The organism is Pseudomonas fluorescens (assembly GCF_902497745.1).
GTDB lineage: Bacteria > Pseudomonadota > Gammaproteobacteria > Pseudomonadales > Pseudomonadaceae > Aquipseudomonas > Aquipseudomonas fluorescens_BM.
On sequence record NZ_CABVHJ010000012.1, the window covers coordinates 195,344 to 221,470 of the forward strand.

At 55.6% G+C, this 26,127-nt stretch carries 24 protein-coding genes, 1 tRNA gene and 1 pseudogene; 17 read left to right on the forward strand and 9 right to left on the reverse strand.

All coding sequences use genetic code 11. The features are described 5' to 3' along the window. Positions 1-90: 90 nt before the first annotated feature. Both F8N44_RS19755 and F8N44_RS19760 read left to right on the forward strand, forming a co-directional pair. Complete coding sequence (locus tag F8N44_RS19755) at positions 91-345, forward strand: succinate dehydrogenase assembly factor 2 (protein ID WP_007911418.1); 255 nt, start codon at positions 91-93, stop codon at positions 343-345. Next, positions 329-781, forward strand: coding sequence for a protein YgfX (locus tag F8N44_RS19760; RefSeq protein WP_150651471.1), 453 nt, complete (start codon positions 329-331; stop codon positions 779-781). Before F8N44_RS19755 ends, F8N44_RS19760 begins: the two co-directional genes overlap by 17 nt. Here F8N44_RS19760 and nadB read toward each other — a convergent pair. Continuing rightward, positions 750-2,366: an L-aspartate oxidase gene (gene nadB, locus F8N44_RS19765; protein WP_150651472.1), complete on the reverse strand. Its 1,617-nt coding sequence runs from the start codon at positions 2,364-2,366 to the stop codon at positions 750-752. The two genes, F8N44_RS19760 and nadB, sit on opposite strands and share 32 nt — an antisense overlap. Before the next feature lie 558 nt (positions 2,367-2,924). On the opposite strand from nadB, the gene rpoE reads away from it, so the two are divergent. Genes rpoE through F8N44_RS19780 form a run of 3 tightly spaced genes read left to right on the forward strand, consistent with a single transcriptional unit; the run spans position 2,925 to position 5,098 of the window. Then, positions 2,925-3,506 carry an RNA polymerase sigma factor RpoE gene (gene rpoE, locus F8N44_RS19770; RefSeq protein ID WP_003172477.1) on the forward strand — a complete coding sequence of 194 codons (582 nt, stop codon included), beginning with the start codon at positions 2,925-2,927 and terminating at the stop codon, positions 3,504-3,506. A gap of 30 nt (positions 3,507-3,536) precedes the next feature. Next, on the forward strand, positions 3,537-4,124 hold the full coding sequence (locus tag F8N44_RS19775) for a sigma-E factor negative regulatory protein (protein WP_034153146.1): 588 nt from the start codon (positions 3,537-3,539) through the stop codon (positions 4,122-4,124). Between the two features lie 8 nt (positions 4,125-4,132). Continuing rightward, entirely contained in the window at positions 4,133-5,098 is a 966-nt protein-coding gene (locus tag F8N44_RS19780) for a MucB/RseB C-terminal domain-containing protein (RefSeq protein ID WP_150651473.1), read from the forward strand. A 14-nt stretch (positions 5,099-5,112) separates the two neighbouring features. Here F8N44_RS19780 and F8N44_RS31395 read toward each other — a convergent pair whose 3' ends face one another. Then, positions 5,113-5,274: a hypothetical protein gene (locus F8N44_RS31395; protein ID WP_191630925.1), complete on the reverse strand. Its 162-nt coding sequence runs from the start codon at positions 5,272-5,274 to the stop codon at positions 5,113-5,115. Positions 5,275-5,308: 34 nt separating this feature from the next. Here F8N44_RS31395 and F8N44_RS19785 point away from each other — a divergent pair, with 34 nt between their 5' ends. After that, positions 5,309-6,742, forward strand: coding sequence for a DegQ family serine endoprotease (locus F8N44_RS19785; RefSeq protein WP_122844981.1), 1,434 nt, complete (start codon positions 5,309-5,311; stop codon positions 6,740-6,742). Between the two features lie 81 nt (positions 6,743-6,823). Here F8N44_RS19785 and F8N44_RS19790 read toward each other — a convergent pair whose 3' ends face one another. Then, a complete protein-coding gene (locus tag F8N44_RS19790) occupies positions 6,824-8,257 on the reverse strand; it encodes a M48 family metalloprotease (protein ID WP_016984698.1) in 1,434 nt (477 codons plus the stop codon). A gap of 98 nt (positions 8,258-8,355) precedes the next feature. Here F8N44_RS19790 and F8N44_RS19795 point away from each other — a divergent pair, with 98 nt between their 5' ends. Next, positions 8,356-8,595 (forward strand): sulfurtransferase TusA family protein, encoded by a 240-nt coding sequence (locus tag F8N44_RS19795; protein ID WP_038358357.1) that lies wholly within the window; start codon positions 8,356-8,358, stop codon positions 8,593-8,595. A gap of 32 nt (positions 8,596-8,627) precedes the next feature. Next, on the forward strand, positions 8,628-9,698 hold the full coding sequence (locus tag F8N44_RS19800; protein WP_150651474.1) for an AI-2E family transporter: 1,071 nt from the start codon (positions 8,628-8,630) through the stop codon (positions 9,696-9,698). 131 nt (positions 9,699-9,829) lie between these two features. Here the strand turns inward: F8N44_RS19800 and F8N44_RS19805 are convergent, their stop codons facing one another. Beyond that, the gene (locus F8N44_RS19805; protein ID WP_150651475.1) at positions 9,830-10,303 is read right to left on the reverse strand and encodes a peroxiredoxin; all 474 of its coding nucleotides are present in this window, start codon (positions 10,301-10,303) and stop codon (positions 9,830-9,832) included. Positions 10,304-10,313: 10 nt separating this feature from the next. After that, positions 10,314-10,874 (reverse strand): glycine cleavage system protein R, encoded by a 561-nt coding sequence (locus F8N44_RS19810; RefSeq protein ID WP_038358363.1) that lies wholly within the window; start codon positions 10,872-10,874, stop codon positions 10,314-10,316. 328 nt (positions 10,875-11,202) lie between these two features. Between F8N44_RS19810 and dapA the strand changes: the two genes are divergently transcribed. The 5 genes from dapA (at position 11,203) to F8N44_RS19840 (ending at position 14,897) form a co-directional block, all read left to right on the forward strand. Further along, positions 11,203-12,081, forward strand: a complete 879-nt coding sequence (dapA, locus tag F8N44_RS19820; protein WP_150651477.1) for a 4-hydroxy-tetrahydrodipicolinate synthase — start codon at positions 11,203-11,205, stop codon at positions 12,079-12,081. Between the two features lie 17 nt (positions 12,082-12,098). Further along, positions 12,099-13,214: an outer membrane protein assembly factor BamC gene (gene bamC, locus F8N44_RS19825; RefSeq protein WP_034153155.1), complete on the forward strand. Its 1,116-nt coding sequence runs from the start codon at positions 12,099-12,101 to the stop codon at positions 13,212-13,214. 6 nt (positions 13,215-13,220) lie between these two features. Then, positions 13,221-13,982, forward strand: a complete 762-nt coding sequence (locus tag F8N44_RS19830) for an MBL fold metallo-hydrolase (RefSeq protein WP_150651478.1) — start codon at positions 13,221-13,223, stop codon at positions 13,980-13,982. 28 nt (positions 13,983-14,010) lie between these two features. Next, positions 14,011-14,724 carry a phosphoribosylaminoimidazolesuccinocarboxamide synthase gene (purC, locus tag F8N44_RS19835; RefSeq protein WP_007911389.1) on the forward strand — a complete coding sequence of 238 codons (714 nt, stop codon included), beginning with the start codon at positions 14,011-14,013 and terminating at the stop codon, positions 14,722-14,724. 83 nt (positions 14,725-14,807) lie between these two features. After that, positions 14,808-14,897: transfer RNA gene (locus tag F8N44_RS19840), tRNA-Ser, on the forward strand. A gap of 1,239 nt (positions 14,898-16,136) precedes the next feature. Here the strand turns inward: F8N44_RS19840 and F8N44_RS19850 are convergent. The 4 genes and pseudogenes from F8N44_RS19850 to F8N44_RS19860 all read right to left on the reverse strand — a co-directional run bounded on the left by F8N44_RS19850 (position 16,137) and on the right by F8N44_RS19860 (position 22,035). Next, on the reverse strand, positions 16,137-20,435 hold the full coding sequence (locus F8N44_RS19850; protein ID WP_150651480.1) for a hypothetical protein: 4,299 nt from the start codon (positions 20,433-20,435) through the stop codon (positions 16,137-16,139). 340 nt (positions 20,436-20,775) lie between these two features. Then, positions 20,776-20,980: pseudogene (locus F8N44_RS31815) on the reverse strand (hypothetical protein); the annotation flags it as partial. Continuing rightward, the gene (locus F8N44_RS19855) at positions 20,922-21,110 is read right to left on the reverse strand and encodes a hypothetical protein (protein ID WP_150651481.1); all 189 of its coding nucleotides are present in this window, start codon (positions 21,108-21,110) and stop codon (positions 20,922-20,924) included. The gene F8N44_RS19855 and the pseudogene F8N44_RS31815, both read right to left, overlap by 59 nt. A gap of 253 nt (positions 21,111-21,363) precedes the next feature. Further along, positions 21,364-22,035: a hypothetical protein gene (locus F8N44_RS19860; protein WP_150651482.1), complete on the reverse strand. Its 672-nt coding sequence runs from the start codon at positions 22,033-22,035 to the stop codon at positions 21,364-21,366. Between the two features lie 159 nt (positions 22,036-22,194). On the opposite strand from F8N44_RS19860, the gene F8N44_RS19865 reads away from it, so the two are divergent. The 4 genes from F8N44_RS19865 to F8N44_RS19880 form a co-directional block, all read left to right on the forward strand. After that, a complete protein-coding gene (locus tag F8N44_RS19865; protein WP_150651483.1) occupies positions 22,195-23,592 on the forward strand; it encodes a hypothetical protein in 1,398 nt (465 codons plus the stop codon). Positions 23,593-23,645: 53 nt separating this feature from the next. Then, complete coding sequence (locus tag F8N44_RS19870; protein WP_150651484.1) at positions 23,646-23,834, forward strand: helix-turn-helix transcriptional regulator; 189 nt, start codon at positions 23,646-23,648, stop codon at positions 23,832-23,834. Positions 23,835-24,545: 711 nt separating this feature from the next. Then, positions 24,546-25,538, forward strand: a complete 993-nt coding sequence (locus F8N44_RS19875; protein WP_150651485.1) for an inovirus-type Gp2 protein — start codon at positions 24,546-24,548, stop codon at positions 25,536-25,538. A gap of 15 nt (positions 25,539-25,553) precedes the next feature. Beyond that, positions 25,554-26,127 (forward strand): inovirus Gp2 family protein (locus F8N44_RS19880; RefSeq protein ID WP_150651486.1); only part of this gene is annotated, 574 nt, incomplete at its 3' end.

Consider the following 26,127-nt stretch of genomic DNA (forward strand, 5'->3'; position numbering starts at 1 on the left):
GTTGATAAAGGATCGGTGGTGCCCGACCAAAGCCGACTGTGCGAGCCGTCTCGGGGCTGTATACTTGCCGCCAAATTTGAGGAGGGCTCCATGGTCGAACAAGTTGAACTGAATCGCCTCTTTTGGCACAGCCGTCGCGGCATGCTTGAGCTTGACGTGTTGCTGGTGCCATTCGTGCAGGAGGTTTACGCGACGTTGAACCAGGTGGATCGCGATCTGTATGTGCGTCTGCTGACGTGCGAGGATCAGGACATGTTCGGCTGGTTCATGGAGCGCAGCGAGTCTGAAGATCCGGAACTGCAGCGCATGGTTCGCATGATCCTGGATCGTGTCCAGCCCAAGTAATACGTTCGAATGCCGCTGGCATGCCTCACGGCAGTTGCTGGCGGCGTATCTGTTGGCCCAGGCGTTCGCACTGGGTGCTTTGTTTCTGCTTTCGATTCCACTCTGGGCCAGTCTGCTCGGGGCTTTAATCTGCCTGCTGCATGGCGTTTGGGTGTTGCCTCGGCAGATTCTGCTGAATAATCCCAAGGCGTTTCGTGGATTGCGTCGGGATGCCGATGGTTGGCAGGTGTGGAATCAGGCTGATGGTTGGCAAGCGGCGCAGCTGCGCCCGGACAGCCTCGCGCTGCCCTTGATCGTGGTGCTGCGTTTTCGCTTGCGCGGCGAATGGCGGGTCAGATCGATCTGCGTGCCATGGGACTCGCAGGCGGCGGATCTGCACCGACGCCTGCGAGTACGGCTCAAGTTCAGCCGGCGTAGGTGGGTGGCACCAGAATAGTGTCGAGTGCTTCGGGCAGCATGTCCGGGTAGTCGAGGGTGTAATGCAGGCCGCGACTTTCCTTGCGCTCCATGGCTGAACAGATCATCAGTTCGGCCACTTGTGCCAGATTGCGCAACTCGATCAGATCGCGGCTGACTTTATAGTTGCTGTAGAACTCGTCGATCTCGTCCAGCAGCAGTCGCACGCGGTGTTGCGCCCGTTGCAGGCGCTTGTTAGTGCGCACGATGCCGACGTAGTCCCACATGAACCGGCGCAATTCATCCCAGTTGTGCGCGATGATCACGTCTTCGTCGGAATCGGTCACCTGGCTGGCGTCCCACGCGGGGAGGGCGCTTGGCGCGGCGATATCGTCCAGCTGCGCGAGAATGTCCGCCGCGGCCGAGCGGGCATAGACGAAACATTCCAGCAGCGAGTTGCTAGCCATGCGGTTAGCGCCATGCAGGCCGGTGAAGCTGGTTTCGCCAATCGCGTACAAGCCCGGCACGTCGGTGCGGCCTTGTTGATCGACCATCACGCCACCGCAGGTGTAGTGCGCGGCGGGTACGACCGGAATTGGTTGTTTGGTGATGTCGATGCCAAAACCGAGGCAGCGCTCATAAACAGTGGGGAAGTGAGTCTTGATGAAATCTTCGGGCTTGTGGCTGATGTCGAGATAGACGCAGTCGACACCCAGACGCTTCATTTCATGATCGATGGCCCGGGCGACGATGTCGCGCGGTGCCAGTTCGGCGCGCTTGTCGAAGCGATACATGAAGCGTTCGCCGTTCGGCAGCTTCAGGTGTGCGCCTTCACCGCGCAGAGCTTCAGTAATAAGGAAGCTTTTCGCTTGTGGGTGGTACAGGCAGGTCGGGTGGAACTGGTTGAATTCCAGGTTCGCCACCCGACAGCCGGAGCGCCAGGCCATGGCGATGCCATCACCGCAGGCGCCGTCGGGATTGCTGGTATAGAGATAGACCTTGGCTGCGCCGCCCGAAGCCAGAATCACGAAGCGTGCGCCGTAGGTGTCGACTTCGCCGGTTTTGCGGTTGAGTACGTAGGCGCCGAGGCAGCGCTCGCCTTCCATGCCTAAACGGCGTTCGGTAATCAGATCAACGGCAACCCGCTGCTCCAGCAGTTCGATATTCGAACGCTCTTTGGCCTGAGTCAGCAAAGTTTTGAAGATTGCGGCACCGGTAGCATCGGCCGCATGGATGATGCGACGGTGGCTGTGACCGCCTTCGCGGGTCAGATGGAACTCGAATCCGCCATCTTCAGTGCCGGATTGATCGTCGCGGGTGAAGGGCACGCCTTGATCGATCAGCCACTGGATGGCTTCGCGGCTGTGCTCCACGGTGAAACGCACGGCGTCTTCATGGCACAGACCGCCACCGGCGTTCAGGGTGTCGTCTACATGGGATTCGACAGTATCAGTGTCATCGAGCACGGCGGCGACGCCACCCTGGGCCCAGAAAGTTGAACCGTTGGCGAGATCGCCTTTGCTCAATACGGCAATGCGCAAATGACCCGGCAGGGTCAGCGCGAGACTCAAACCGGCAGCACCGCTGCCTATGACCAGAACATCGTGTTGGAATTGTTGGCTCATTACAGGATTCCGCTCAAAGCGACCCGGGTCGGGGGTGGCGCAAGACAGCTGGATCGGCGAGTCAAGACAGCCACACAGCCCACTAGTATATAGAGGGGGGGGACGGCACAATAGCCGAGCCGATATGGCATTGTGAAACTACTGTGACGGAAAAAACCGGGTGCTTCGTCGGAAGTTTTTTTCACCCTTTTGGGGAGAACACGACTGTATCGGCGCTGAAACAGGATTTTTCTGCTCAGGGTTGCCCAATGTCTGGGCGGTGCGGCTATAAATAATTGGAACTTTTGCCAAAGGCCCAAGATCAATAGTCGGTGCCAGAAACAAGGGACGTGTCGGCTTCAGTGCGGAATCTGCGATTGGATTCCTGCCCGGCGAAACCGATAACAAGATTATTCGCGCAGCCGGTTTATCCCGAGCTGCGTTTTTCGTGCGTGCCAAATCAGAGCCCGCAGGAAACTTGCCTGGAGGGGGAGAACTTTTGCGAAAAGCCCGAGTCTATGTTTGCAAGTCTGGTCGTTTAGTTATGCAAGTCTCCTTCGGGCTTATCGAGGAGTGTTCATGCTAACCCAGGAAGAGGATCAGCAGCTGGTCGAGCGCGTTCAACGCGGCGACAAGCGAGCTTTCGATCTGTTGGTGCTGAAGTATCAGCACAAGATTCTCGGGTTGATCGTGCGTTTTGTGCACGACACCCATGAAGCCCAGGACGTGGCTCAGGAAGCCTTTATCAAGGCGTATCGAGCACTTGGAAACTTTCGCGGCGACAGTGCGTTTTATACGTGGCTGTACCGTATTGCCATTAACACGGCGAAGAATTACCTGGTTTCACGCGGCCGCCGGCCGCCGGATAGCGATGTAAGTTCCGAAGATGCAGAGTTCTACGATGGCGATCATGGCCTCAAGGATCTCGAGTCCCCAGAACGTGCACTGCTGCGGGATGAGATCGAAGGCACCGTCCATCGAACCATTCAGCAACTGCCAGAGGATTTGCGTACGGCTTTAACTTTACGTGAATTCGATGGTCTGAGTTACGAGGACATTGCGAGCGTCATGCAATGTCCGGTGGGTACCGTGCGCTCCCGGATTTTCCGCGCCCGGGAGGCCATCGATAAAGCCCTGCAGCCGTTGTTGCAGGAAAACTGAGACAGCGGCGACAGCCAAGAGAGGAACGCCATGAGTCGTGAAGCCCTGCAGGAATCGCTGTCCGCAGTGATGGATAACGAAGCGGACGAACTGGAATTGCGTCGAGTGCTCAATGCACTGGACGATGTTGATACCCGTGAGACCTGGGCTCGTTACCAGATCGCTCGGGCAGCCATGCACAAGGATCTGCTGCTTCCACGTCTGGATATCGCTGCGGCAGTGTCTGCTGCACTGGAAGACGAAACGGCTCCGGCCAAAGTATCCCGCAGCCCATGGCGCAACCTCGGCCGTCTGGCTGTTGCGGCCTCGGTGACTGTTGCCGTTCTGGCCGGTGTTCGCCTGTACAATCAGGACGAAATCGCTGGTGTCGAGCTGGCTCAGCAGTCCAATCAGCCAACCCTGGCGACCCCTCAGGTCAAAGGTCCGGCTGTTCTGGCAGGCTATAGTGAGAGTTCGGAAGCCACTGGCCCTATGGCCAACGGCGTATTGCAAGGTCAACCAGGCTGGCATGATCAGCGTCTGCCAGGTTATCTGCGCCAGCACGCTCAACAGGCTGCACTGAAAGGCACTGAAAGCGCACTGCCATACGCACGTGCAGCAAGTCTGGAAAACCGTTAAGGAGGATCATGCGCGCCATACCTCTACTTTCGCTTCTGCTCAGTGGCTGGTTCATTGTTCCAGCCCATGCTGATGAGGCCCAGGACTGGTTGACCCGTCTGGGCCAGGCCGAGCAGCAGCAAAGCTTTCACGGCACATTCGTATACGAGCGTAACGGTAGCTTTTCTACCCATAACATCTGGCATCGCGTCCAGAATGGCCAGGTCCGCGAGCGTTTACTCCAGCTCGACGGCTCGGCGCAGGAAGTCGTGCGCATTGATGGACACACTCAATGCGTCAGCGGCACCCTGATTGCCGGGCTGGGAGATTCTCCCAACTCAGCCGCTCGTCCTCTCGATCCGCAAAAGCTGAAAAACTGGTATGACCTTGCCGTTATCGGCAAATCGCGTGTGGCTGGGCGAGACGCGGTGATTGTATCGCTGACGCCTCGCGATCAGCATCGTTACGGCTTTGAATTGCATCTGGACAAGAAAACCGGCTTGCCGTTGAAGTCGTTGTTGCTGAACGACAAAGGTCAGCTGCTCGAACGCTTCCAGTTCACCAGTCTTGATACTGATGAAGTCCCTTCGGACAAAGACTTGCAGGCCGACGCCGACTGTAAAGCGATTTCGCTCGACAGCGACAAGGCTTCGGCCGTCAAGGCTGCTCAGGTATGGCATTCGGACTGGCTGCCGCCAGGTTTCGAACTGACTAGCAGCACTTCGCACAAAGATCCGGAAACCAGGACTCAGGTCAACAGCTTGCTGTATGACGACGGTCTGGCGCGTTTTTCGGTTTTCCTTGAGCCATTGAACGGCGCAACCGTCACTGACACGCGGACTCAACTGGGCCCGACCGTTGCCGTTTCCCGGCGCCTGACCACGCCAGAAGGCGAAATGATGGTGACAGTGGTCGGCGAAATTCCGATTGGCACCGCCGAACGAATTGCTCTGTCGATGCGTAACACTGATGGCGCTGCAACCAGCAAGCAGTGAGCTGATTTCAGTCATTACCACTTCTTCGTCGGGACGTAGATGAAATGTTTGCTGAGCATTTTCATTTGCAAATACCCTGAAAATTTTTTATAGGTCAGAGCCTCACGGCTCTGGCCTTGTTTGTTGTTGCCGGAACAAAAATGCCGGTCGGTGGTTTCCGGTGTTCCTTGCTCCATATCGCTTAACCCTGCTCGTCGTAACGGGAGCTGTATGTCGATACCAAGTTTGAAATCCTGTCTTTCCATTTTCGCCACTGTGCTGTTGCTCGGTCAGGCGGTGCCTGCTGCGCAAGCGGCCGATCTGCCTGACTTCACCCAATTGGTCGAACAAGCTTCGCCAGCCGTGGTGAACATCAGTACCACGCAGAAGCTGCCGGACCGTAAAGTGAACCAGCAGATGCCTGATCTGGAAGGTCTGCCGCCGATGCTGCGCGAGTTCTTCGAACGTGGCATGCCGCCTCAGCAGCGTTCGCCGGGCGGTGGTGGTCGTCAGCGTGAAGCGCAGTCGCTGGGCTCGGGCTTCATCATCTCTCCAGATGGCTACATCCTGACTAACAACCATGTGATCGCTGATGCTGACGAGATCCTCGTGCGTCTGGCTGATCGCAGCGAAATGAAAGCCAAACTGATCGGCACCGACCCGCGTTCCGACGTGGCCTTGCTGAAAATCGAAGGCAAAGACCTGCCCGTGCTCAAACTCGGTAAATCCCAGGACCTGAAAGCCGGTCAGTGGGTTGTCGCGATCGGTTCGCCGTTCGGCTTTGATCACACCGTGACCCAAGGCATCGTCAGCGCCGTCGGCCGTAGTCTGCCGAACGAAAACTACGTGCCGTTCATTCAGACCGACGTGCCGATCAACCCGGGTAACTCCGGTGGTCCGCTGTTCAACCTGAACGGTGAAGTGGTCGGGATCAACTCGCAGATCTACACCCGTTCCGGTGGCTTCATGGGCGTATCGTTCGCGATTCCTATCGACGTGGCGATGGACGTCTCCAACCAGTTGAAGAGCGGTGGCAAGGTGAGCCGTGGCTGGCTGGGCGTAGTCATCCAGGAAGTGAACAAGGATCTGGCCGAGTCGTTCGGTCTGGATAAACCGGCCGGCGCGCTGGTTGCCCAGATTCAGGATGACGGCCCTGCAGCCAAGGGCGGCCTGCAAGTCGGCGACGTGATCCTGAGCATGAACGGTCAGCCGATCGTCATGTCTGCTGACCTGCCACATCTGGTTGGCGCATTGAAGGCTGGTGCGAAAGCCAATCTGGAAGTGATTCGTGAAGGCAAGCGCAAGAACGTCGAGCTGACCGTCGGCGCGATCCCGGACGAAGACAAAGAGCTGGATGCGCTGCCGAAGTCCGGCACTGAAAGCACCAGTAACCGCCTCGGTGTTTCGGTAGGCGAACTGACTGCCGAGCAGAAGAAAACCTACGACCTCAAAGGTGGTGTGGTGATCAAGGAAGTGCAGGACGGTCCTGCAGCGTTGATCGGTCTGCAACCAGGTGACGTGATTACGCACCTGAACAACCAGGCCATCGGCTCCAGCAAGGAGTTCGGCGAGATCGCAAAAGCGCTGCCGAAGAACCGTTCGGTGTCGATGCGCGTTCTGCGTCAAGGTCGCGCCAGCTTCATCACCTTCAAGCTGGCTGAATAATCCAGCGGTAGGGTAAAAAAGAAACCGCCTCGAAAGAGGCGGTTTTTTTATGCCTGAAGCTTTTGTCCCGGCAGGTAACGATCAGCCCATCATGTCCTTGATCATGCGCTCCTGCTCCATCAGCTCACGCTGGCGAGCATCGATGCGTGACGACAGCGGGAAGTTGCTGCCAGCCTTGCGCTTGGCAAAGTCCAACTGCTGGATCGCCTGACGGTAATCGCCGACCAGTGCGAAGTATTCGGCACGCGCCTGATGCAGGCCAATGATGTTGCCGGACAAGCCACGGGTTTCGGCGACCTGATACCAGACATCCGGATCATCCGGACGTGACTTGAGCAATGCTTCCAGTGCTTTCTCGGCATCAGGTGCGCGATTCTGTTTGAGCAGCAGATCCACACGAACCTGATTCAACGGATAGTTGCCCGGATACTGCGTGAGCATCCGGTCAACCCGCGATTGCGCATCCGGCAGGCGATTGTTGGTGATGTCCAGATCGACCTGAGCAAGGTTGTAGATGATTTCGTTTGGTGACGTTGCCAGCAATTGCTTGAGGTTCTCACGCGCCTCATTCAATTGGCCGCCCTTGATCTGTGCAATCGCCAGACCGTAGCGCGCCACGTCGTTTTTCGGGTTTTCGTCCAGTTGCGCACGGAAACGCTTGGCGCCCAGGCCCGGGGTTTCTTCGTAGATCAGTTGCACGCGTGCGCGGATCAACTGATAGCGCTTGGAGTCTTCGATACCGCCAGGCTTGGCCTGTTCAGCGCGGTTGCGGGTGTCGGCGATACGCGATTCGGTGACCGGGTGAGTCAGCAGGAATTCCGGGGGCTTGGCGTCGAAACGGTATTGACGCATCAGGCGTTCGAACATGGTCGGCATCGAGCGCGGGTCATACCCGGCCTTTTCCAGATTGAGGATGCCGATGCGGTCGGCTTCCTGTTCGTTCTGGCGGGAAAAGGTGCGTTGCGATTGAATCGCCGCTGCCTGTGTACCGGCAATTGTTGCGATGCCAGCGTCACCGCCACCGGCCGCCGCAATGACGATGCCCGCCAGCAGCGCGGCCATCATCGGCACCTGCATCCGCTGCGAAGCTTCGACGCCGCGCGCAAAGTGGCGTTGCGACAAGTGCGCCAGTTCGTGCGCCAGTACCGAAGCGTATTCGCCCTCGGTCTGCGCATTGAGGAACAGACCGCCGTTGACCCCGACCACACCGCCCGGCGCTGCGAAGGCGTTGAGCTGTGGGCTGTTGATCAGAATGAACTCAAGACGCCGGTCAGTGACCTGGCTGGTCTCCACCAGCTTGTAGACGCTGGATTCGACGTAGTCCTTGAGCTGTGGATCGTTGAGCTGTGAAACCTGGCTGCGCAACATCGCCAGCCAGGCGCGGCCGAGCTGATATTCCTGTTGCGGCGAGACAATGGCAGAACTGGCGTCGCCGAGTGACGGCAGATCGTCGGCAAAGCCTGGTGAGGCGAGCAGGCAAGCGAGCGTCAGCAGGGTAGGGCGCAGAAAAGTCATGCACAAAGCCTTAGAAGACAAAGACCTTACTGTAGCCGGACACCGGAGCTGCGACCAGATATTCTAGGCAGCTCGACGACCCGAACCGGAGTGACGCAATGACTGACGCTGTAGCCCATGACGTGGAACTGGACGCCAGTGGCCTGAATTGTCCGTTGCCGTTGCTCAAGGCAAAAATGGAACTCAACAAACTCCAAAGTGGCGCCGTCCTCAAGGTGATCGCCACGGATGCTGGCTCGCAGCGCGACTTTCGCACCTTTGCCAGATTGGCCGGTCATACGCTGCTGCGTGAAGAAGACGAAGCAGGCGTTTACCGTTACTGGTTGAAAAAGGCCTGAAACCGACAGCGTAAAAGACCTAAGGATTATTGATGTTCAAAGTGTTACGCGACTGGATTCAGCGCTACTTCTCCGATGAAGAAGCCGTGGTGCTGGCAGTGCTGCTGTTTCTCGCCTTTACGGCCGTGCTGACCCTCGGCGGCATGCTCGCGCCAGTGTTAGCGGGGATGGTGTTGGCGTATCTGATGCAAGGCCTGGTGGTAACGCTGGAGCGCCTGCGCGTGCCGGGTGGTGTGGCGGTTGGTCTGGTGTTTGCGCTGTTCATGGGCGTACTGATGGTGTTCATCGTCGTGGTCGTGCCGTTGCTTTGGCATCAGTTGATCACGCTGTTCAATGAGTTGCCGGGCATGCTCGCCAAGTGGCAATCGCTGCTGTTATTGCTGCCGGAACGTTATCCGCATCTGGTGTCCGACGAGCAGGTTTTGCAGGCGATCGAAGCGGCACGGGGCGAGATCGGCAAGTTCGGCCAATGGGCACTGACATTCTCATTGTCGAGTCTGCCGCTGCTGGTGAACATCATGATCTATCTGGTACTGGTGCCGATTCTGGTGTTCTTCTTCCTCAAAGACCGGGCCATGATCGGCGAATGGGTGCGTGGCTACTTGCCGCGTGAACGTGCGTTGATCACCCGGGTTGCGCAGGAAATGAACCGGCAGATTGCCAATTACATTCGCGGCAAGGTCATCGAGATCGTGATCTGTGGCGGCGTGACTTACATCGCTTTCGTGGCGCTCGGTCTCAACTACGCGGCACTGCTGGCGTTACTGGTCGGTGTGTCGGTGGTAGTGCCGTACGTTGGTGCGGTGGTGGTGACCGTGCCCGTGCTGTTGATCGCGCTGTTCCAGTGGGGCTGGAGCGATCAGTTCATCTATTTGATGGCGGTCTACGGGATCATCCAGACACTGGATGGCAACGTGCTGGTGCCGTTGCTGTTCTCGGAAGCGGTCAACCTGCATCCGGTGGCAATTATCTGCGCGGTGCTGTTGTTTGGCGGGTTGTGGGGATTCTGGGGGGTGTTCTTTGCGATCCCGCTGGCAACGCTGTTCAAGGCGGTGCTGGATGCGTGGCCGCGCAAGGAGCCGGCGGTGGCGCCGCTGTTGTAGCGATTGATCCAGATTTTGTAGAAAGGCTATTCGCGAGCAGGCTCGCTCCCACATTGGATCTGTGGCGTTCACAAGTTCAATGTGGGAGCGAGCTTGCTCGCGAAGGCGTCAATGAGGGCGACGCAAAACCATCAGGCCTTGTTCAGTTCCTGAGCAGCAGCCAACACCGCATCCACATGCCCCGGCACTTTCACACCACGCCATTCCTGACGCAGCACACCGTCCTTATCAATCAGGAACGTGCTGCGATCAACGCCCAGGTATTCCTTGCCGTACAGCTTCTTCAGTTTGATCACGTCGAACAGCTGGCAGACAGCCTCGTCCTTGTCGCTGATCAACTCGAACGGAAAGGCCTGCTTGCCCTTGAAGTTCTCGTGGGACTTCAGGCTGTCGCGCGAAATGCCGAAGACTTCCGTGTTGGCAGCCTTGAACGCTTCATGTTGATCACGAAAGCCCTGGCCTTGAGTCGTGCAGCCCGGCGTGCTGTCCTTCGGGTAGAAGTAGATCACCACTTGCTTGCCCTTCAGGGCGGACAGGCGGACAGTCTGCCCGCTGGTTGCAGGTGCTTCGAAATCGGCAACCGGTTGGTCGATGACAACGGCCATGAAAGCTTCCTTACATTGGGTTCTGTGGGCGCCAAGGCTCGATCAGTGCGTCCAGGTTCATCGCGTCGGAGAAGTCGAGGAACTGGTCGCGCAGCCAACTGATCTGGGTGCCGGCCGGCAGGGTCACGGTGAACGTGGCGTTAAGCATGGTGCCGCCGGTCTGTGGTGCCTGATAGGTGTCGCAGGTCAGGTTTTCCAGCTCGACATTGTGATCCATGAAGAACTGGCACAGCTCATTGATAATGTCCGGGCGATACGCCGAACTGACGTAAGCCACGTATGGCAGTGCCTGCGGACGATTTTCCAGCGGCGCGCTGCGCACCACATTGGCGGTAAAGGCGTGTTTTTTGGCCAGGCCCGGCAGGCTGCCTTCCAGGCGAGCGAGAGCGTCCCAGCTGCCGGAGATCTCGAGGATCAGCGCACTGCACTCGCCGTGGCGGGTCAGGCGCGAAGTAACCACGGCGCAGCGATTTTCATGGCTGGCGCGGCACAGGACGTTAGTCAGCTCCATGGGGTTGGCGCCAAGGGCACTGATGACAAGGAATTGTTCGCGAACTGTGGGGGTGGACATGCAGCATTCCTAAAGCGATGAGCGGTCGGTAGTTTACGGGCGTTGGCTGCCGGGGAATGCCTGTTCTGGCATCCGTACTAAAAGACCCTGCAAGCGCTCGCGGCTCGCTCCACTATAGCGGGAGCGCGTCGATGCGACGCAGGAACGGGGTCTGGGAGGCCGTAAAGGAAGGCTGAAACCCGGCGTACAAGCTGATCAGTACCGATCAAAGTCTGAAGGGTAGCGAAAAGCGGCGCCAAGGGGAATGGCGGCAGCGCAGTACTTCGCTTGTGCAAGCATCTTGGCGCCAGTACCATTACCGCTCTCTTTTTCCGGCAGGAGCGGTTTCATGATTGCGGGCAGTATGGTGGCACTGGTCACTCCCATGGATGCACAAGGGCGTCTTGACTGGGACAGCCTCAGCAAACTCGTGGACTTCCATCTCAAGAACGGCACCCATGCCATTGTCGCGGTCGGTACTACCGGCGAGTCGGCAACCCTTGATGTAGAAGAACACATCGCCGTCATCAAAGCCGTGGTCAAACAGGTTGCCGGGCGCATTCCGGTTATCGCCGGCACTGGCGCCAACTCGACCCGTGAAGCCGTCGAGCTGACCCGCAACGCCAAAGAAGCCGGCGCCGATGCCTGCCTGCTGGTCGTGCCGTATTACAACAAGCCGACTCAGGAAGGCTTGTACCAGCACTTCAAGTACATCGCTGAAGCGGTCGACATTCCACAGATTCTCTACAACGTTCCTGGCCGCACGTCGTGCGACATGCAGGCCGAGACCGTGATTCGCCTGTCCACCGTGCCGAACATCATCGGCATCAAGGAAGCCACTGGCGACTTGAAGCGCGCCAAGGCGATCATCGATGGCGTGAGCAAGGATTTCATCGTGCTGTCCGGCGATGATCCGACCGCCGTTGAACTGATCCTGCTGGGCGGTAAAGGCAACATCTCTGTAACCGCCAACGTCGCGCCGCGTGAAATGGCCGATCTGTGCGAAGCTGCGCTGAAAGGCGACGCCGACACCGCACGGGCGATCAACGAAAAACTGATGCCGCTGCACAAAGACCTGTTCATCGAAGCCAACCCGATTCCGGTGAAGTGGGCTTTGGTTGAAATGGGCCTGATGCACAAAGGCATCCGCCTGCCACTGACCTGGCTGAGCACACCTTGTCATGAAACGCTTCGCACGGCCCTGCGCCAGTGCAGCGTCCTGGTTTAATTGAGGAAGTACAACGCATGAAGCGAATGGCCGGACTTTCCGCACTTGCCTTGATTATCTCCAGCACCAGTGGCTGCGGATGGGTCTGGGGGCCGGAAGGTTATTTCCGCGACCGTGGTAGCGATTACCTGCAAGCGCAACAGACTGCACCGATGCAACTGCCGCCGGAAGTCAGCACTTCCAAGCGTCTGGATCCGCTGTTGCCGATCCCGCGTAACGTTGCTGATGACACCGCCAAGGGCGAATACATTGTTCCGCGTCCTCAGCCGCTGTCGGCCGTTGCCGATGCCAGCGATTACTCGCTGCAGAAGAGCGGTGATTCGCGTTGGGTCGTGGCCCAGCATCCACCGGCCGAAGTCTGGCCAGTGGCGGTGCAGTTCTTCCAGGACAACGGTTTCCGTCTGGATGAGCAGCGCCCGCAAACCGGTGAATTCACCACCACCTGGCAGCACTCCGATGAACTGTCCGCGTCCATGGCCAAGCGCCTGAGCGCAGCCGGCATTGCCAGCGACAGCGAAACCCGTGTGCGTGTTCGCATCGAGCCGGGCGTGCAGCGCAACACCAGTGAAATCTATGTGGTCAGCGCCGAGCGTCCTGCCGGCAGCACTGCCGACGTCGCCTTCACCAACCGTTCGGTCAACACTGGCCTGGACGCAGCGCTGGTCGACGACATGCTTGCAAGCATGAGCCGGATCTCCGAGAAGGGCGGTTCGGTGTCGATGCTGGCTTCTCGTGATTTCGATACCCCGAGCCGTGTCAGCCTCAGCGAAGACGGCAGCGGTAACCCTGTGTTGAACGTCGGTACCGATCTGGACCGTGCCTGGTCGAGCGTTGGCCGTGCACTGGAACAAGGCGAATGGCGCGTTGAAGACATCAACCGCAGCCTGGGCCTGTACTACATCAACCTGGCCGAAAAAGCCGAGAAGAAAGACGACAAGCCTGGTTTCTTCAGCAGCCTGTTCGGCAGTGCGCCGAGCAAGGAAGAAGTTGAAGCCCGTGCCGAGCGTTATCAGGTTCGCCTGAGCAAGGTTGGCGAGAACATTCAGGTGACCGTCGAGAAAAACATCAACACCGTCGCGCCGGCCGAAGTGGCACGCAAAGTGTTGAGCGTGATTCAGGACAACCTGGGCTGATCAATCATGCGTTTTGCCGTTCTCGGCAGCGGTAGCCAAGGGAACGGCACGCTGATCGCCAGTGCTGATACGTACGTGCTGGTGGATTGTGGTTTTTCCCTGCGGGAAACCGAAAAACGCCTGTTGCGCCTGGGTGTGAACCCGGCGCAACTGAGCGCGATACTCGTAACCCACGAACATGCCGACCACGTGCATGGCGTGGGTTTACTGTCTCGGCGCTACAATCTACCGGTCTACCTCAGTCGCGGCACACTGCGCGGGATGCGCAAACCGATTGAACCCGCAGGCTTTCTGGCCGGCGGCGAGCAACTGCAGATCGGTGCTCTGAACATCGGGGTCATTGCCGTGGCCCATGATGCGCAGGAACCGACCCAGTATGTCTTCAGTGATCACGAGCAGCGGCGTTTCGGCCTGCTGACCGACCTGGGTTCCTACTGCGAGCGGGTGCTGGACGGTTATCGGGACCTCGATGCGTTGATGATCGAGTCCAACCATTGTCGCGACATGCTGGCCCGTGGTCATTACCCGTACTTTCTCAAGCAGCGGGTGGGCGGCGAGCTGGGACATTTGAACAACCATCAGGCGGCATTCCTGGTGTCGGAGTTGGGCTGGCAAGGTCTGCAACACCTGGTTCTGGCCCATCTGAGCAGCAAGAACAACCTGTCGCAGCTGGCCCGGCAATGTTTTGTCGACACCCTTGGGTGCGACCCGGACTGGCTGCAACTGGCCGATCAAGATTCAGGGCTCGACTGGCGCCACATCGCCTAGCCCACCTACTTAGCAAGCGGAGCCCATCATGGAAAAACGTGAAGAACTCTACCGCGGCAAAGCCAAATCGGTTTACAAGACCGACGACGCTGACCGCTTGATCCTGCTGTTTCGCAACGATACCTCGGCGTTCGACGGCAAGCGCATCGAGCAGCTCGACCGCAAAGGCATGGTCAACAACAAGTTCAACGCCTTCATCATGCAGAAACTCGAAGCGGCCGGCGTACCGACCCAATTCGACAAACTGCTGGCCGACAACGAAGTCCTGGTGAAGAAGCTCGACATGATTCCGGTCGAGTGCGTCGTGCGTAACTACGCCGCTGGTAGCCTGGTCAAGCGTCTGGGCGTCGAAGAAGGCCTCAAGCTCAACCCTTACACCTTCGAACTGTTCCTGAAGGACGACGCCAAGGGCGACCCGTTCATCAACGAATCCCACGTCGTGGCATTCGGCTGGGGCACCGCCGAGCAACTGGTTCGCATGAAAGAACTGTCGCTCAAGGTCAACGAAGTCCTGACCAAGCTGTTCGACGACGCCGGCCTGCTGCTGGTCGACTTCAAGCTTGAATTTGGCGTGTTCAGCGACGGCTCGATCGTCCTCGGCGACGAGTTCAGCCCGGACGGCTGCCGTCTGTGGGACAAGGACACCAAGAAGAAGATGGACAAAGACCGCTTCCGTCAGGGCCTCGGTGACGTCATCGAAGCCTACGAAGAAGTCGCCAATCGTCTGGGCGTACCGCTTTAATCGACGCAAGCATCTGATAGCACGAAGAAATTTTCGAAAGAGGGTTTGCTTTCGGTAAAAGTGTTGTTATGATGCGCGCCGTTGGAGAGATGCCAGAGTGGCCGAATGGGACGGATTCGAAATCCGTTGTACCTTCACCGGTACCTAGGGTTCGAATCCCTATCTCTCCGCCATATCAGTACAAAAAGGCCCCGTTTTACGGGGCCTTTTTGCATTCTGCCGTTTAGGTTCCCCCATATGTTCCCCCAGGGGGATTTCGCAGAAATGTCCGTGTCTTGAGGTGACTCAGTCATCCCTTCTTTCTATTCTGAGCGCTATCCTCCAGCCTAACCGTATTCGGCTCGATCTCTGCGAGGAGGATGGTGGGCATGCCGCGTTGTGAAATAACCTCAGGCGGGGTTTGCGATCATTCATGTCGAGGGCGAGACGCAGGTCTGGACCCATGTAGAGGACGTGCGCGGGATGGTGTTTCATACCAATACCGGCCTGCCAGCATAGTGGGGCCAGCTCGGTCGACTACGAAGGAGTAAACCCAGGAATCGTGCCCAGACCCTTACCATGTCTGAAGTTGGGGAAGCTGGCAGCTCGATGCTGATGCCGAGCACCAGGCCCACGCAGCGCAAACGCTGGCCACGGGACAGTTTGCTGGGGAGCACGGGTATTCGTATTGCGCCGCTTCAGGATGCGGTTGGCCTGGGGAGTGCCAGCGATGGTGATGCAGCCAACCTGAAGCTGTGGCAGTAGTACCGGGTAGCGCTCAGTCGGATCGAGCAGCAGACGGGGTTTCCTGTGACCATTGATTGGTCGGCAGCGCCAAGCTGATTGGAGCGATTCCACCACTGTCTGAGCGGTATAGGTCGCTGGCTCAGTAGAGTGATATGACTTGTACAGCGCGCTCAAGGAAAGTGATCGGCGTACTGATCAAGTCAGGCATGAAGCGGGGGCGGATAGGGGCGAAGACGGCCCCTGATCGGAAGCTCCGGGTCAAGGTGCATGGCTGGTTGACCTCGGCAATGGTCGCACGAAAAATAAGACCAGCTCTTCACGTGTTGCTAGTCTTTATTTTCCTCGCTCGCGCGCCCGCACAATATCTGGGCCGGATCACTTATTACGTGAACTATGATGGTCGGTTATCAAAAAAGTCGTTCATAAAGTGCAGTGGGCCCCCTGAATTCATAGAATAACTGCAACGCTTGAAACGAGAGGCAGAGAGTCAGCCACCGGTAGAACCCAGGCTCTCACACCAAAGGATTCAAGCGCAGATGGGGGGCACCTCAGAAGTCGGAATTGAAAGCACAGTAAGCCGCCATTGGACGATGCTCTTGAAAACGAACGTTTGCGCAGCGCCGACCAGTCTCAAAACACGCCTTTATAGGCTCGATGGAAATTTCGGCGGTTTGGGCGCACAACCCCTACAGCGGATCTTGCTGATTTCCAACCCACGTCCAGTTATCTGTTGATGTATTCCCAACAGGGTAATACGTGACATTCTTTCCACTGCAGACAAATGATTGGATAGCTGAAAAATAGTTTCCTGTCGTATAATGAGAATTGTTGACGTGGTCTGCGATGGTCACCATATAAATATCACCCGGATTAACTTGCTGCCCCATCTTCCATATCCCCGGATTGCGTTTTGTATTCAGCGGATTTTGCTGATTTCCAACCCACATCCAGTTCCGTGTTGAACTGTCACCAGCAGGGTAAGCCGTGGTGCCATCATGACAGACAAATGATTGGGTAGCTGAAAAATAGTTTCCTGTCGTATGACGAGGATTGTTGGCGTGGTCTGCGGCAGTGACCATATAAATGTCACCCGGATTAACTTTCAGCCCAGACGCCCATATCCCCGGATTGCCTTTTGTACTCAGCGGATATTGCTGATTACCAAACACCCACGCCCAGTTATCTGTTGACTTGTTTCCAGCAGGGTAATACGTGACATTTTTTCCACTGCAGACAAATGATTGGATAGCTGAAAAATAGTTTCCTGTCGTACAACTAGGATTGTTGGCATGGTCTGCGAGAGTTACCATATAAATGTCACCCGGATGAACTTGCTGCCCCTGCTTCCATATCCCCGGGTTGCCTTTTGTATTCGGCGGATATTGCTGATTTCCAACCCACGTCCAGTAATCGCCTGAACTATCCCCGACTGGGTAATTTGTGACGCCCTCATTACAGGAAAATGAGCCTGCGGCTACAAAATAATTCCCTGACGTGTAAGCGGAATTCCGGGCGTGGTCTGCGGTCACCATATAAATGTCACCCTTATTAACTAGCTGCCCTATCTTCCACGTCCCCGGGTTGCCTTTTGTATTCAGAGGATAATGATGATTTCCAATCCACGACCAGTAGAAACCGGTTGAACTATCCCCGGCCGGGTAATTTGTGACGCCCTCATTACAGACAAATGTTCCAGTGGCTACAAAATAGTTTTCTGTCGTGTAAGCGGAATTCCGGGCATGGTCTGCGAGAGTTACCATATAAATGTCACCCGGATGAACTTGCTGCCCCTGCTTCCATATCCCCGGGTTGCCTTTTGTATTCGGCGGATATTGCTGATTTCCAACCCACGTCCAGTAATCGCCTGAACTATCCCCGACTGGGTAATTTGTGACGCCCTCATTACAGGAAAATGAGCCTGCGGCTACAAAATAATTCCCTGACGTGTAAGCGGAATTCCGGGCGTGGTCTGCGGTCACCATATAAATGTCACCCTTATTAACTAGCTGCCCTATCTTCCACGTCCCCGGGTTGCCTTTTGTATTCAGAGGATAATGATGATTTCCAATCCACGACCAGTAGAAACCGGTTGAACTATCCCCGGCCGGGTAATTTGTGACGCCCTCATTACAGACAAATGTTCCAGTGGCTACAAAATAGTTTTCTGTCGTGTAAGCGGAATTCCGGGCATGGTCTGCGAGAGTTACCATATAAATGTCACCCGGATGAACTTGCTGCCCCTGCTTCCATATCCCCGGGTTGCCTTTTGTATTCGGCGGATATTGCTGATTTCCAACCCACGTCCAGTAATCGCCTGAACTATCCCCGACTGGGTAATTTGTGACGCCCTCATTACAGGAAAATGAGCCTGCGGCTACAAAATAATTCCCTGACGTGTAAGCGGAATTCCGGGCGTGGTCTGCGGTCACCATATAAATGTCACCCTTATTAACTAGCTGCCCTATCTTCCACGTCCCCGGGTTGCCTTTTGTATTCAGAGGATAATGATGATTTCCAATCCACGACCAGTAGAAACCGGTTGAACTATCCCCGGCCGGGTAATTTGTGACGCCCTCATTACAGACAAATGTTCCAGTGGCTACAAAATAGTTTTCTGTCGTGTAAGCGGAATTCCGGGCATGGTCTGCGAGAGTTACCATATAAATGTCACCCGGATGAACTTGCTGCCCCTGCTTCCATATCCCCGGGTTGCCTTTTGTATTCGGCGGATATTGCTGATTTCCAACCCACGTCCAGTAATCGCCTGAACTATCCCCGACTGGGTAATTTGTGACGCCCTCATTACAGGAAAATGAGCCTGCGGCTACAAAATAATTCCCTGACGTGTAAGCGGAATTCCGGGCGTGGTCTGCGGTCACCATATAAATGTCACCCTTATTAACTAGCTGCCCTATCTTCCACGTCCCCGGGTTGCCTTTTGTATTCAGAGGATAATGATGATTTCCAATCCACGACCAGTAGAAACCGGTTGAACTATCCCCGGCCGGGTAATTTGTGACGCCCTCATTACAGACAAATGTTCCAGTGGCTACAAAATAGTTTTCTGTCGTGTAAGCGGAATTCCGGGCATGGTCTGCGAGAGTTACCATATAAATGTCACCCGGATGAACTTGCTGCAACTGTTTCCATATCCCCGGATTGCCTTTTGTATTCAACGGATATTGCTTGTTTCCAACCCACAGCCAGTGATTTGTTGAGCTGTCACCGGCAGGGTACATATCCGCGGCGTAATACTTACAGACAAATGAGTCGGCGGCTAAAAAATAATTCCCCGCTGTGCACCCTGTGGTAGTGGAATGTACATCGGCATATATGGTATCCACCATATAAATGTCACCCGCATTCACTTGCTGAGTCTCCCACCATAACCCGGGATTGCCTTTTGTATTCAGCGGATATTGCTGATTTCCAATCCAGGCCCAAGAATCGGTTGAACTGTCATCAGCAGGGTAAGAAGGGTAAGGATGATATAAATCGGGGGGCTGGTAGTAGCGGGATAAAAAGTAGTTTCCCGCCGTGTAATCGGAATTTCGGGAGTGGTCTGCGGCGGTCACTATATAAATGTCATGCGGATTAACTTGCAGAAACGGACATACCCCTGGATTGCCTGCTCTATTCAGCGGATATGTCATCGGAGACTGCTGGTTTCCAACCCACGTCCAGTAACCGCCTGAACTATCCCCAGATGGGTAATCTGTGACGCCCTCATTACAGATAAATGAGCCTGCGGCTACAAAATAATTCCCTGACGTGTAAGCGGAATTCCGGGCGTGGTCTGCGGTCACCATATAAATGTCACCCTTATTAACTAGCTGCCCTATCTTCCACGTCCCCGGGTTGCCTTTTGTATTCAGAGGATAATGATGATTTCCAATCCACGACCAGTAGAAACCGGTTGAACTATCCCCGGCCGGGTAATTTGTGACGCCCTCATTACAGACAAATGTTCCAGTGGCTACAAAATAGTTTTCTGTCGTGTAAGCGGAATTCCGGGCATGGTCTGCGAGAGTTACCATATAAATGTCACCCGGATGAACTTGCTGCAACTGTTTCCATATCCCCGGATTGCCTTTTGTATTCAACGGATATTGCTTGTTTCCAACCCACAGCCAGTGATTTGTTGAGCTGTCACCGGCAGGGTACATATCCGCGGCGTAATACTTACAGACAAATGAGTCGGCGGCTAAAAAATAATTCCCCGCTGTGCACCCTGTGGTAGTGGAATGTACATCGGCATATATGGTATCCACCATATAAATGTCACCCGCATTCACTTGCTGAGTCTCCCACCATAACCCGGGATTGCCTTTTGTATTCAGCGGATATTGCTGATTTCCAATCCAGGCCCAAGAATCGGTTGAACTGTCATCAGCAGGGTAAGAAGGGTAAGGATGATATAAATCGGGGGGCTGGTAGTAGCGGGATAAAAAGTAGTTTCCCGCCGTGTAATCGGAATTTCGGGAGTGGTCTGCGGCGGTCACTATATAAATGTCATGCGGATTAACTTGCAGAAACGGACATACCCCTGGATTGCCTGCTCTATTCAGCGGATATGTCATCGGAGACTGCTGGTTTCCAACCCACGTCCAGTAACCGCCTGAACTATCCCCAGATGGGTAATCTGTGACGCCCTCATTACAGATAAATGAGCCTGCGGCTACAAAATAATTCCCTGGCGTGTAAGCGGAATTCCTGGAGTGGTCTGCGGGGGTCACCAAATAAGTGTCACCCTGATTAACTTGCTGCCCCCTCTTCCATATCCCCGGATTGCCTTTTGTAAATTGATGTCCAACCCACGTCCAGTTATCTGTTGACATATTCCCAGCAGGGTAATACGTGACGGGATCTCCACTGCAGAGAAATGATTGGGTAGCTGAAAAGTAATTCCCCACCGTGTAAGCGGAATTCCGATCCAAGTCTGCGGCGATCACCATATAAATATCGCCCGGATGAACTTGCTTCATCGAAAACCACACCCCTGGACTTTCTTTTGTATACGCCACATTAATTACCTTTTTTTGTTTGGTGGAAACTTATATTTAATTAACCATTGCACAGAAAAAAACTGGGGTTTTGCTGTCGATCAGTCAAAACGGTCATATAGTAGAATAAACACAGGCAGTTGCCTGACTGTGCTCTCCTAAGAACGGAGCGTGCGACTTTCACCGCACTCCGCTCAAGCCTCTCAAAGGCATTTATTGCTGCCCGGCAAAAAAAATCTCATAATGGGTATGATATCCGACGTGTTGCGGTACCAGATGTCAAATACATGGTGAGCTTCGTACTCGTTAGTGCCAATCAGGTAGCCGTCAAACTGTCAGCATCCGCTTCCTTTTTTGGCACAGCGCGGTTGCAGGGGTTTCATGACAGGAAGAAAATGGCATTGTTCGTTAACAAGGCGGAATACATCAGCCACGTCACAGAACGGCAACTGTTCATAGGCACTCTACTTACGTGCTTTCAGCCCTCTGACCGCGGATTTGTGCCAGGTCAGCTTCTGCGTTTCTCGCAGACCAGGGCTGTAGGCGGTAGCCATTGCCCAAGTGATAGCCACCCAGCACCGGGTCGATACGCTCGCCATTAAAGCCCAGGACGCTGCTGAGGTAGTCGGCAGCCCGTTGTTCCAATTCATCTTCCATGCTATGAGTTCTCTTGTTTTTGTGGTCGCTGAACTTTCAGGTACTGTAGTTCGAACCCTGGAAAGTACACTCTCATGGCGTCTCATATGTTTGGTCTTTGCGTATCAAGAACGATGGGCAGGAGTATGGTTGGGTGTGTTGGTTGGGGTTGTGTTCGCTCGACAGGTCGCCGGGAGGGCGAGTGACATTTGCGTGGCTCGCGCGCACTTGCTCTGTCGCGTCTCCTGAGTAGCAAGGCCAGTTTTATGGCTGCTTAGTCTTCGTTGGGTTGGCTGTGACTCAGGGCAATGATGGCGTTCATCGTCTTCACCTTCTTCAGGCGCGTTTCCACCGCTTGCCTGACCTGTTCTTGGTCGCCATTAAACGGTGGTTGTTCGCTCTCCATGGCGAGCTCCCACATGACGAGACGCTCAGTGGTGCGCTCCAGCTGCTTGATCGTCTGCTCAAGCTGGGCGTTGGCTGCTTCCAAGGCGAGCTCTGCGCGCTTACGTTCCAGTGCCAGGCTGGTCTTGAGGTTTTTCTCGCGCTCGATGTGTTTTCTGGTGGCCCATTCGGCGTCGTCGATGAGCGTAGTGATGACGGCTGTCTCTGTGACCCTATTGGCCTTGGACAGGCGAGAAAGATTCGCTCGCGTCGCGCTGGGCAACGAGAAGGTACACGGCTTTCTGCCGTGACTGGGGGCGCGGTAGCGGTGCTGCCTCAGTGCATTCTTCAGCCGCATTACCAACTTCAGTCCCTCGGCGGTCTGCTCAAGGTGGGCGATGTCCGCTACGACCTGCTCGTAACCCTCCACCATGCGGCGAGCAAAGCGCTCAATGTCGCTGCGCATGGCGACGTCAGCATGCTTGCTGATGTACTGCTGTGCCCACTGCCACTCATCGCCTCCTCTGCGTAACCATCTCAGTTCGCGCTTCTCTTCGATCATGGTTCTATCCGTCACTCTGGCAGGGGTGTCTGTATAGGTAAGGTTTATTTTTCAGGTGTTATAGTAATGTTACTGTCACGTTATAGGTAACGTTATTGTACAAATGCAATATTTCCTATAGGGTATAAAAACAGTTAATTAATGGCACCCCTTCAGCCTATGAAGCTTTTCTATCAGCTGTTTATAGCGTCACTGCAAGGGGCTGATCCAGAAACCCGGTTGGTGTTTGAGCTGCTTGCGGCTGGCGCGGTGCGCGCACCGGGCGATGCGCAGGGCTACCGAGTCGAGGTGCTGGCGGTACGCTTTCAGCTATCCCGAACGCTGGTCAGTGACGCCTTGGGCGAGTTGGTGCGGTTAGGTCTGGTGGTGCCAGAGCGCTCTCGGTCGGAGGGTAAAGGGCGACCCTCAATCACCTACACCCTCTCTCCGAAGGTGGTGCAGACGTTGACGGTCAGCGGGCCGGTGTACGGGGTTCACGCTGAATTGCTTGGCTGTCTATTGTCTGGCGCTCCCATCGAGACGCAAGTACCCGGCCTTCCGCTGCACCCAGCAAAACCGCGGCTAGCCGTGACCAAGGCAGGGCGGCCGGCACCACCGGGCGCGAGCAGGCGACTGAGTGCGGGTAATCGGTTGTTGTTCGCCACCTTGCTGGCACGTGCGGACCACTGTGGTGTGGTCAGTGGGCTCGGCGGTCCGGAGTTGCGGCAGTTGACCGGCTTCGACGCGGCCAGCTTAAAGCACCGCCTGCGACGCCTGATGGACCTGGGGTTGATCCGTCGTTATGTGCCTGGGGTCTCCAGCTCGATATTTGCCAGTCCTAGAGTCAGCAGCACCTATTTTTTGAATTTGAACCCTGGTTTTGGGCTCAAAAGTCACTGCGCGGTGATGGTGCATCTGGCGTGGGATCGGGAGGCTAAGCGCTTTACCCATGCCGATATTCTCAGCTTCGATGTCGCCGCGTATGAGCGCGGGGATAGGGGGTCAGCCCTGGTGACGCCGCTGAGCGTCCTTCGCTTTCTGGCGGGGCAGCGATCACGCGTTTACCCCGTACTCCAGGTCAGGCTGTATCGCTATGCCTCCTTTTTGCTGTCCCAGCGCTGGTCGGCTCTTTTGCCGGGGGCCTACCTGTGGGACGACAAGCTCTACGCCATGATCAGGCGTGACTTTCGCCAGCCGGTATTGAAGGTAACCAGCGAGGACACTACAGCCGAGCAAGGTAGTCTTGATGCTGACTGGGCTGAGATCATCGAGTACTTTTACAGGCTGACCCATGAGATCGCCCATGAGTTTCGTAGTCGCTTCGGGCAGGCCGCCTTTCTGCCGCTGGATGGGAGGCAGATGAGCGTGCTCCCCGTGGCCGACGATCTGGGCTACAAGGTCATCACCCTGGTGGTTGGATCGCCCCCAGAAGGTGCCAAGGCGTTTGTCTGGCTGGAGGAAGAACGACCCGGTGTCGTCAGGCTTCGACCAGAGATGGCGGAGTCTGAGGTCAATTTGCTCAACCGCTATGACTTTGGGCTGCTCACGCCGCCCAAGCGCAAGGCTGAGAAGCCCTAGGTCATTTTTTACCGACCCTGCCCATCCTCTGAACGAACAGAGGAGCCCCGTTCATGAGGATCATTCGCCTGAAAGACGTTATCGACTCGACCGGTCTGGCCCGGTCGACCATCTACAAGTACATCGCTGACAGTACGTTCCCGAAGCCGGTCTCATTGGGAGAGCGTTGCGTAGGCTGGGTGGAGGGAGAGGTCCACGATTGGATCTTGGCCAGGATCGAGGCGCGCGACCTGGCTGACTAAACAACAGCTTGAGCGTAGCTAGCGATGAGTAATTGACAGGCATCACGACTGGGGTGACTCCCGTCGTGATGCCTGTATGCCGTATGACCCGGTTGCTGTTCTCGCGCTCGGCAAGAGCTGTTGGCAAGCGCTCAGTGGCCAGGGTGGCGAGCAGTCGATGGGATGAGCTTCAATCGAGTCATTCGGTTGGCGTTACTGCCCACTGAGCAGCCTCAGCTCTCAGCTAACTTCCTCAGAAGGAGATGGCGTAAATTCCTCAGCTGGCTTGGGAGTGTGGGTCCACTTGGCCTGATGGGAGCGTGAATGATCGCTGGAGGCTGAGCTGCATCTAGTTATATAGGTTCTAACTAATTAGATTGATAGCTTCTAACATAGGTTCTAACCAATTAGATTGATAGGTTTAACTTATTAGCTTGGCTGGAGTAAGAATTTGATTTATAGCTCTATGTGTTGATAGTTGGGTTTGTAGGTGTAGCTTCTTAACTAGTTGGATTTGTATAGGCTTATGGTCTAAGTACTCAACTAGCTAGACCTATCAGTACTACTCATCCCTATCGCAGCATCAACCATCAAACAACACCCAATGATAGACCCACAGGCAATGAGCAATTCTGACTAACGCTCAGTCATCTCTGGCGATAGGGAGTTAGCTCGCCGGTTCTAAAATACTCATTCGGTATCTGGTATGAAAACATCGCCAGGTACACAGCCATGACGCACAGCAACCTCTACACCGGGCTCTCGCAATCCGGCATTACGCTGCAGATCGAACGACTCGTTTTATCCATCGAGAGACACGACACGCCCGCCTTTCGATTCGAAGTGACACGTTCAGGTCTTGAGCGGATTGAGCGTACCCAGCTGTCCCGATACTTCAAATACATCCGGCAGATGCTGAATCTCTTCCAGGAGGACTTCCCATACCAATACAGTGAGCACCTGCGAGCCTTCTGGGAGGCCTGCCAGGGCATTGGGCTGGAAAGGAGTACACAAGGTCCTGTGTGCTTGAACGAGAGCGCTACAGCGTACCTGGGTCATCACCGCAGTATGAACATGTTGGTCGAGCGCATCCGCCGGCTAACAGGTGAGCAATGGTATCGTCGCCCGAAGGGAGATCGACGTCAGCAAGCCAAGGAAAATGCTGTACGTGTCTGTGACTACACCGATGCCCTGATCAGTCGCTACTCGCGCACGCTGATCATTCGGGTCAATCTGTATTACTACCAGACAGTTCAGCTCAGGCTGCGAGTCGAGCGAGTCTTCGATGATCTTGACCGGTTGACAGCTGAGCATGAGCGTAACCCGATATTTAATCACCTCCTTGGTTATATCTGTGCGGTGGAGCAGGGTGATGATCGCGGCTACCACATCCATGCTGCTTACTTTTTCAATGGTAATGAGGTGTGCAGGGATGTCTACAAGGCCGATCAGATAGGCGAGCTTTGGGCTCATATCACCCGTGGTCAAGGCTATTACGACAGCTGCAATCACGACAAGGAAGAAAAGTACGGTAAGAAGGGGCGGGATAAGGTAGAGGAGCAGCGCGAGCTGGGTATCGGCATGATCTTTCAGAACGATCAGGAGATCCGTCCGCATGTCCATTACGCGATGTGCTACCTGGTCAAGGATGCTCAGCAGGTGCGTCTCAAGCCCATGGGGGCGAAGTGTTTGCGCAAAGGTACGTTGCGCAGGCTATCTGTCTGAAATGGCTACCCGCTCATGCTGGACAAAGGCCCCTTCGTTGAACAGTACTTGGAGAAGTTGTACCAGACGCTGCAATACGCTTTGAATGACTACGCCCGAGTATTTGCCTTCAGGTTTGATCTAAGACTACCGCATGACAAGAACCTACCTGACGATGCGATGACCAATAGGGTCATAGCGCGCTTCAGGGCGTCACTGGAGGCGCAGATCAGTCATGATCGTCAGTGTGCGCGCCGTCTCAATAGATTGGCTCATGACACGTGCATCAGGCTCTTCTGGGTACGAGAGCGTGGACAAGCAGGTGTGCCTCATTACCACTGTATTGTTTTTCTCAATCGTGATGCTTACCGGACGGTAGGCCGTATCGGGTCTGAGGGTCCGAACCTGTACAGCCGTCTCGAATTGGCTTGGGCGAGTGCACTTCGTTTACCAGTGCCTGATGTGTTGGGGGCTGTGCATATCCCCAGGGAGTCCAAGTTCCACCTGACTCGGCAGGATTACCTCGGTCACGACGAGTTCTTTCGTCGGTGCAGCTACCTGTGCAAAGCCGCGACTAAACACTATGGCGATGGTCAGCATGGCTGTGGAG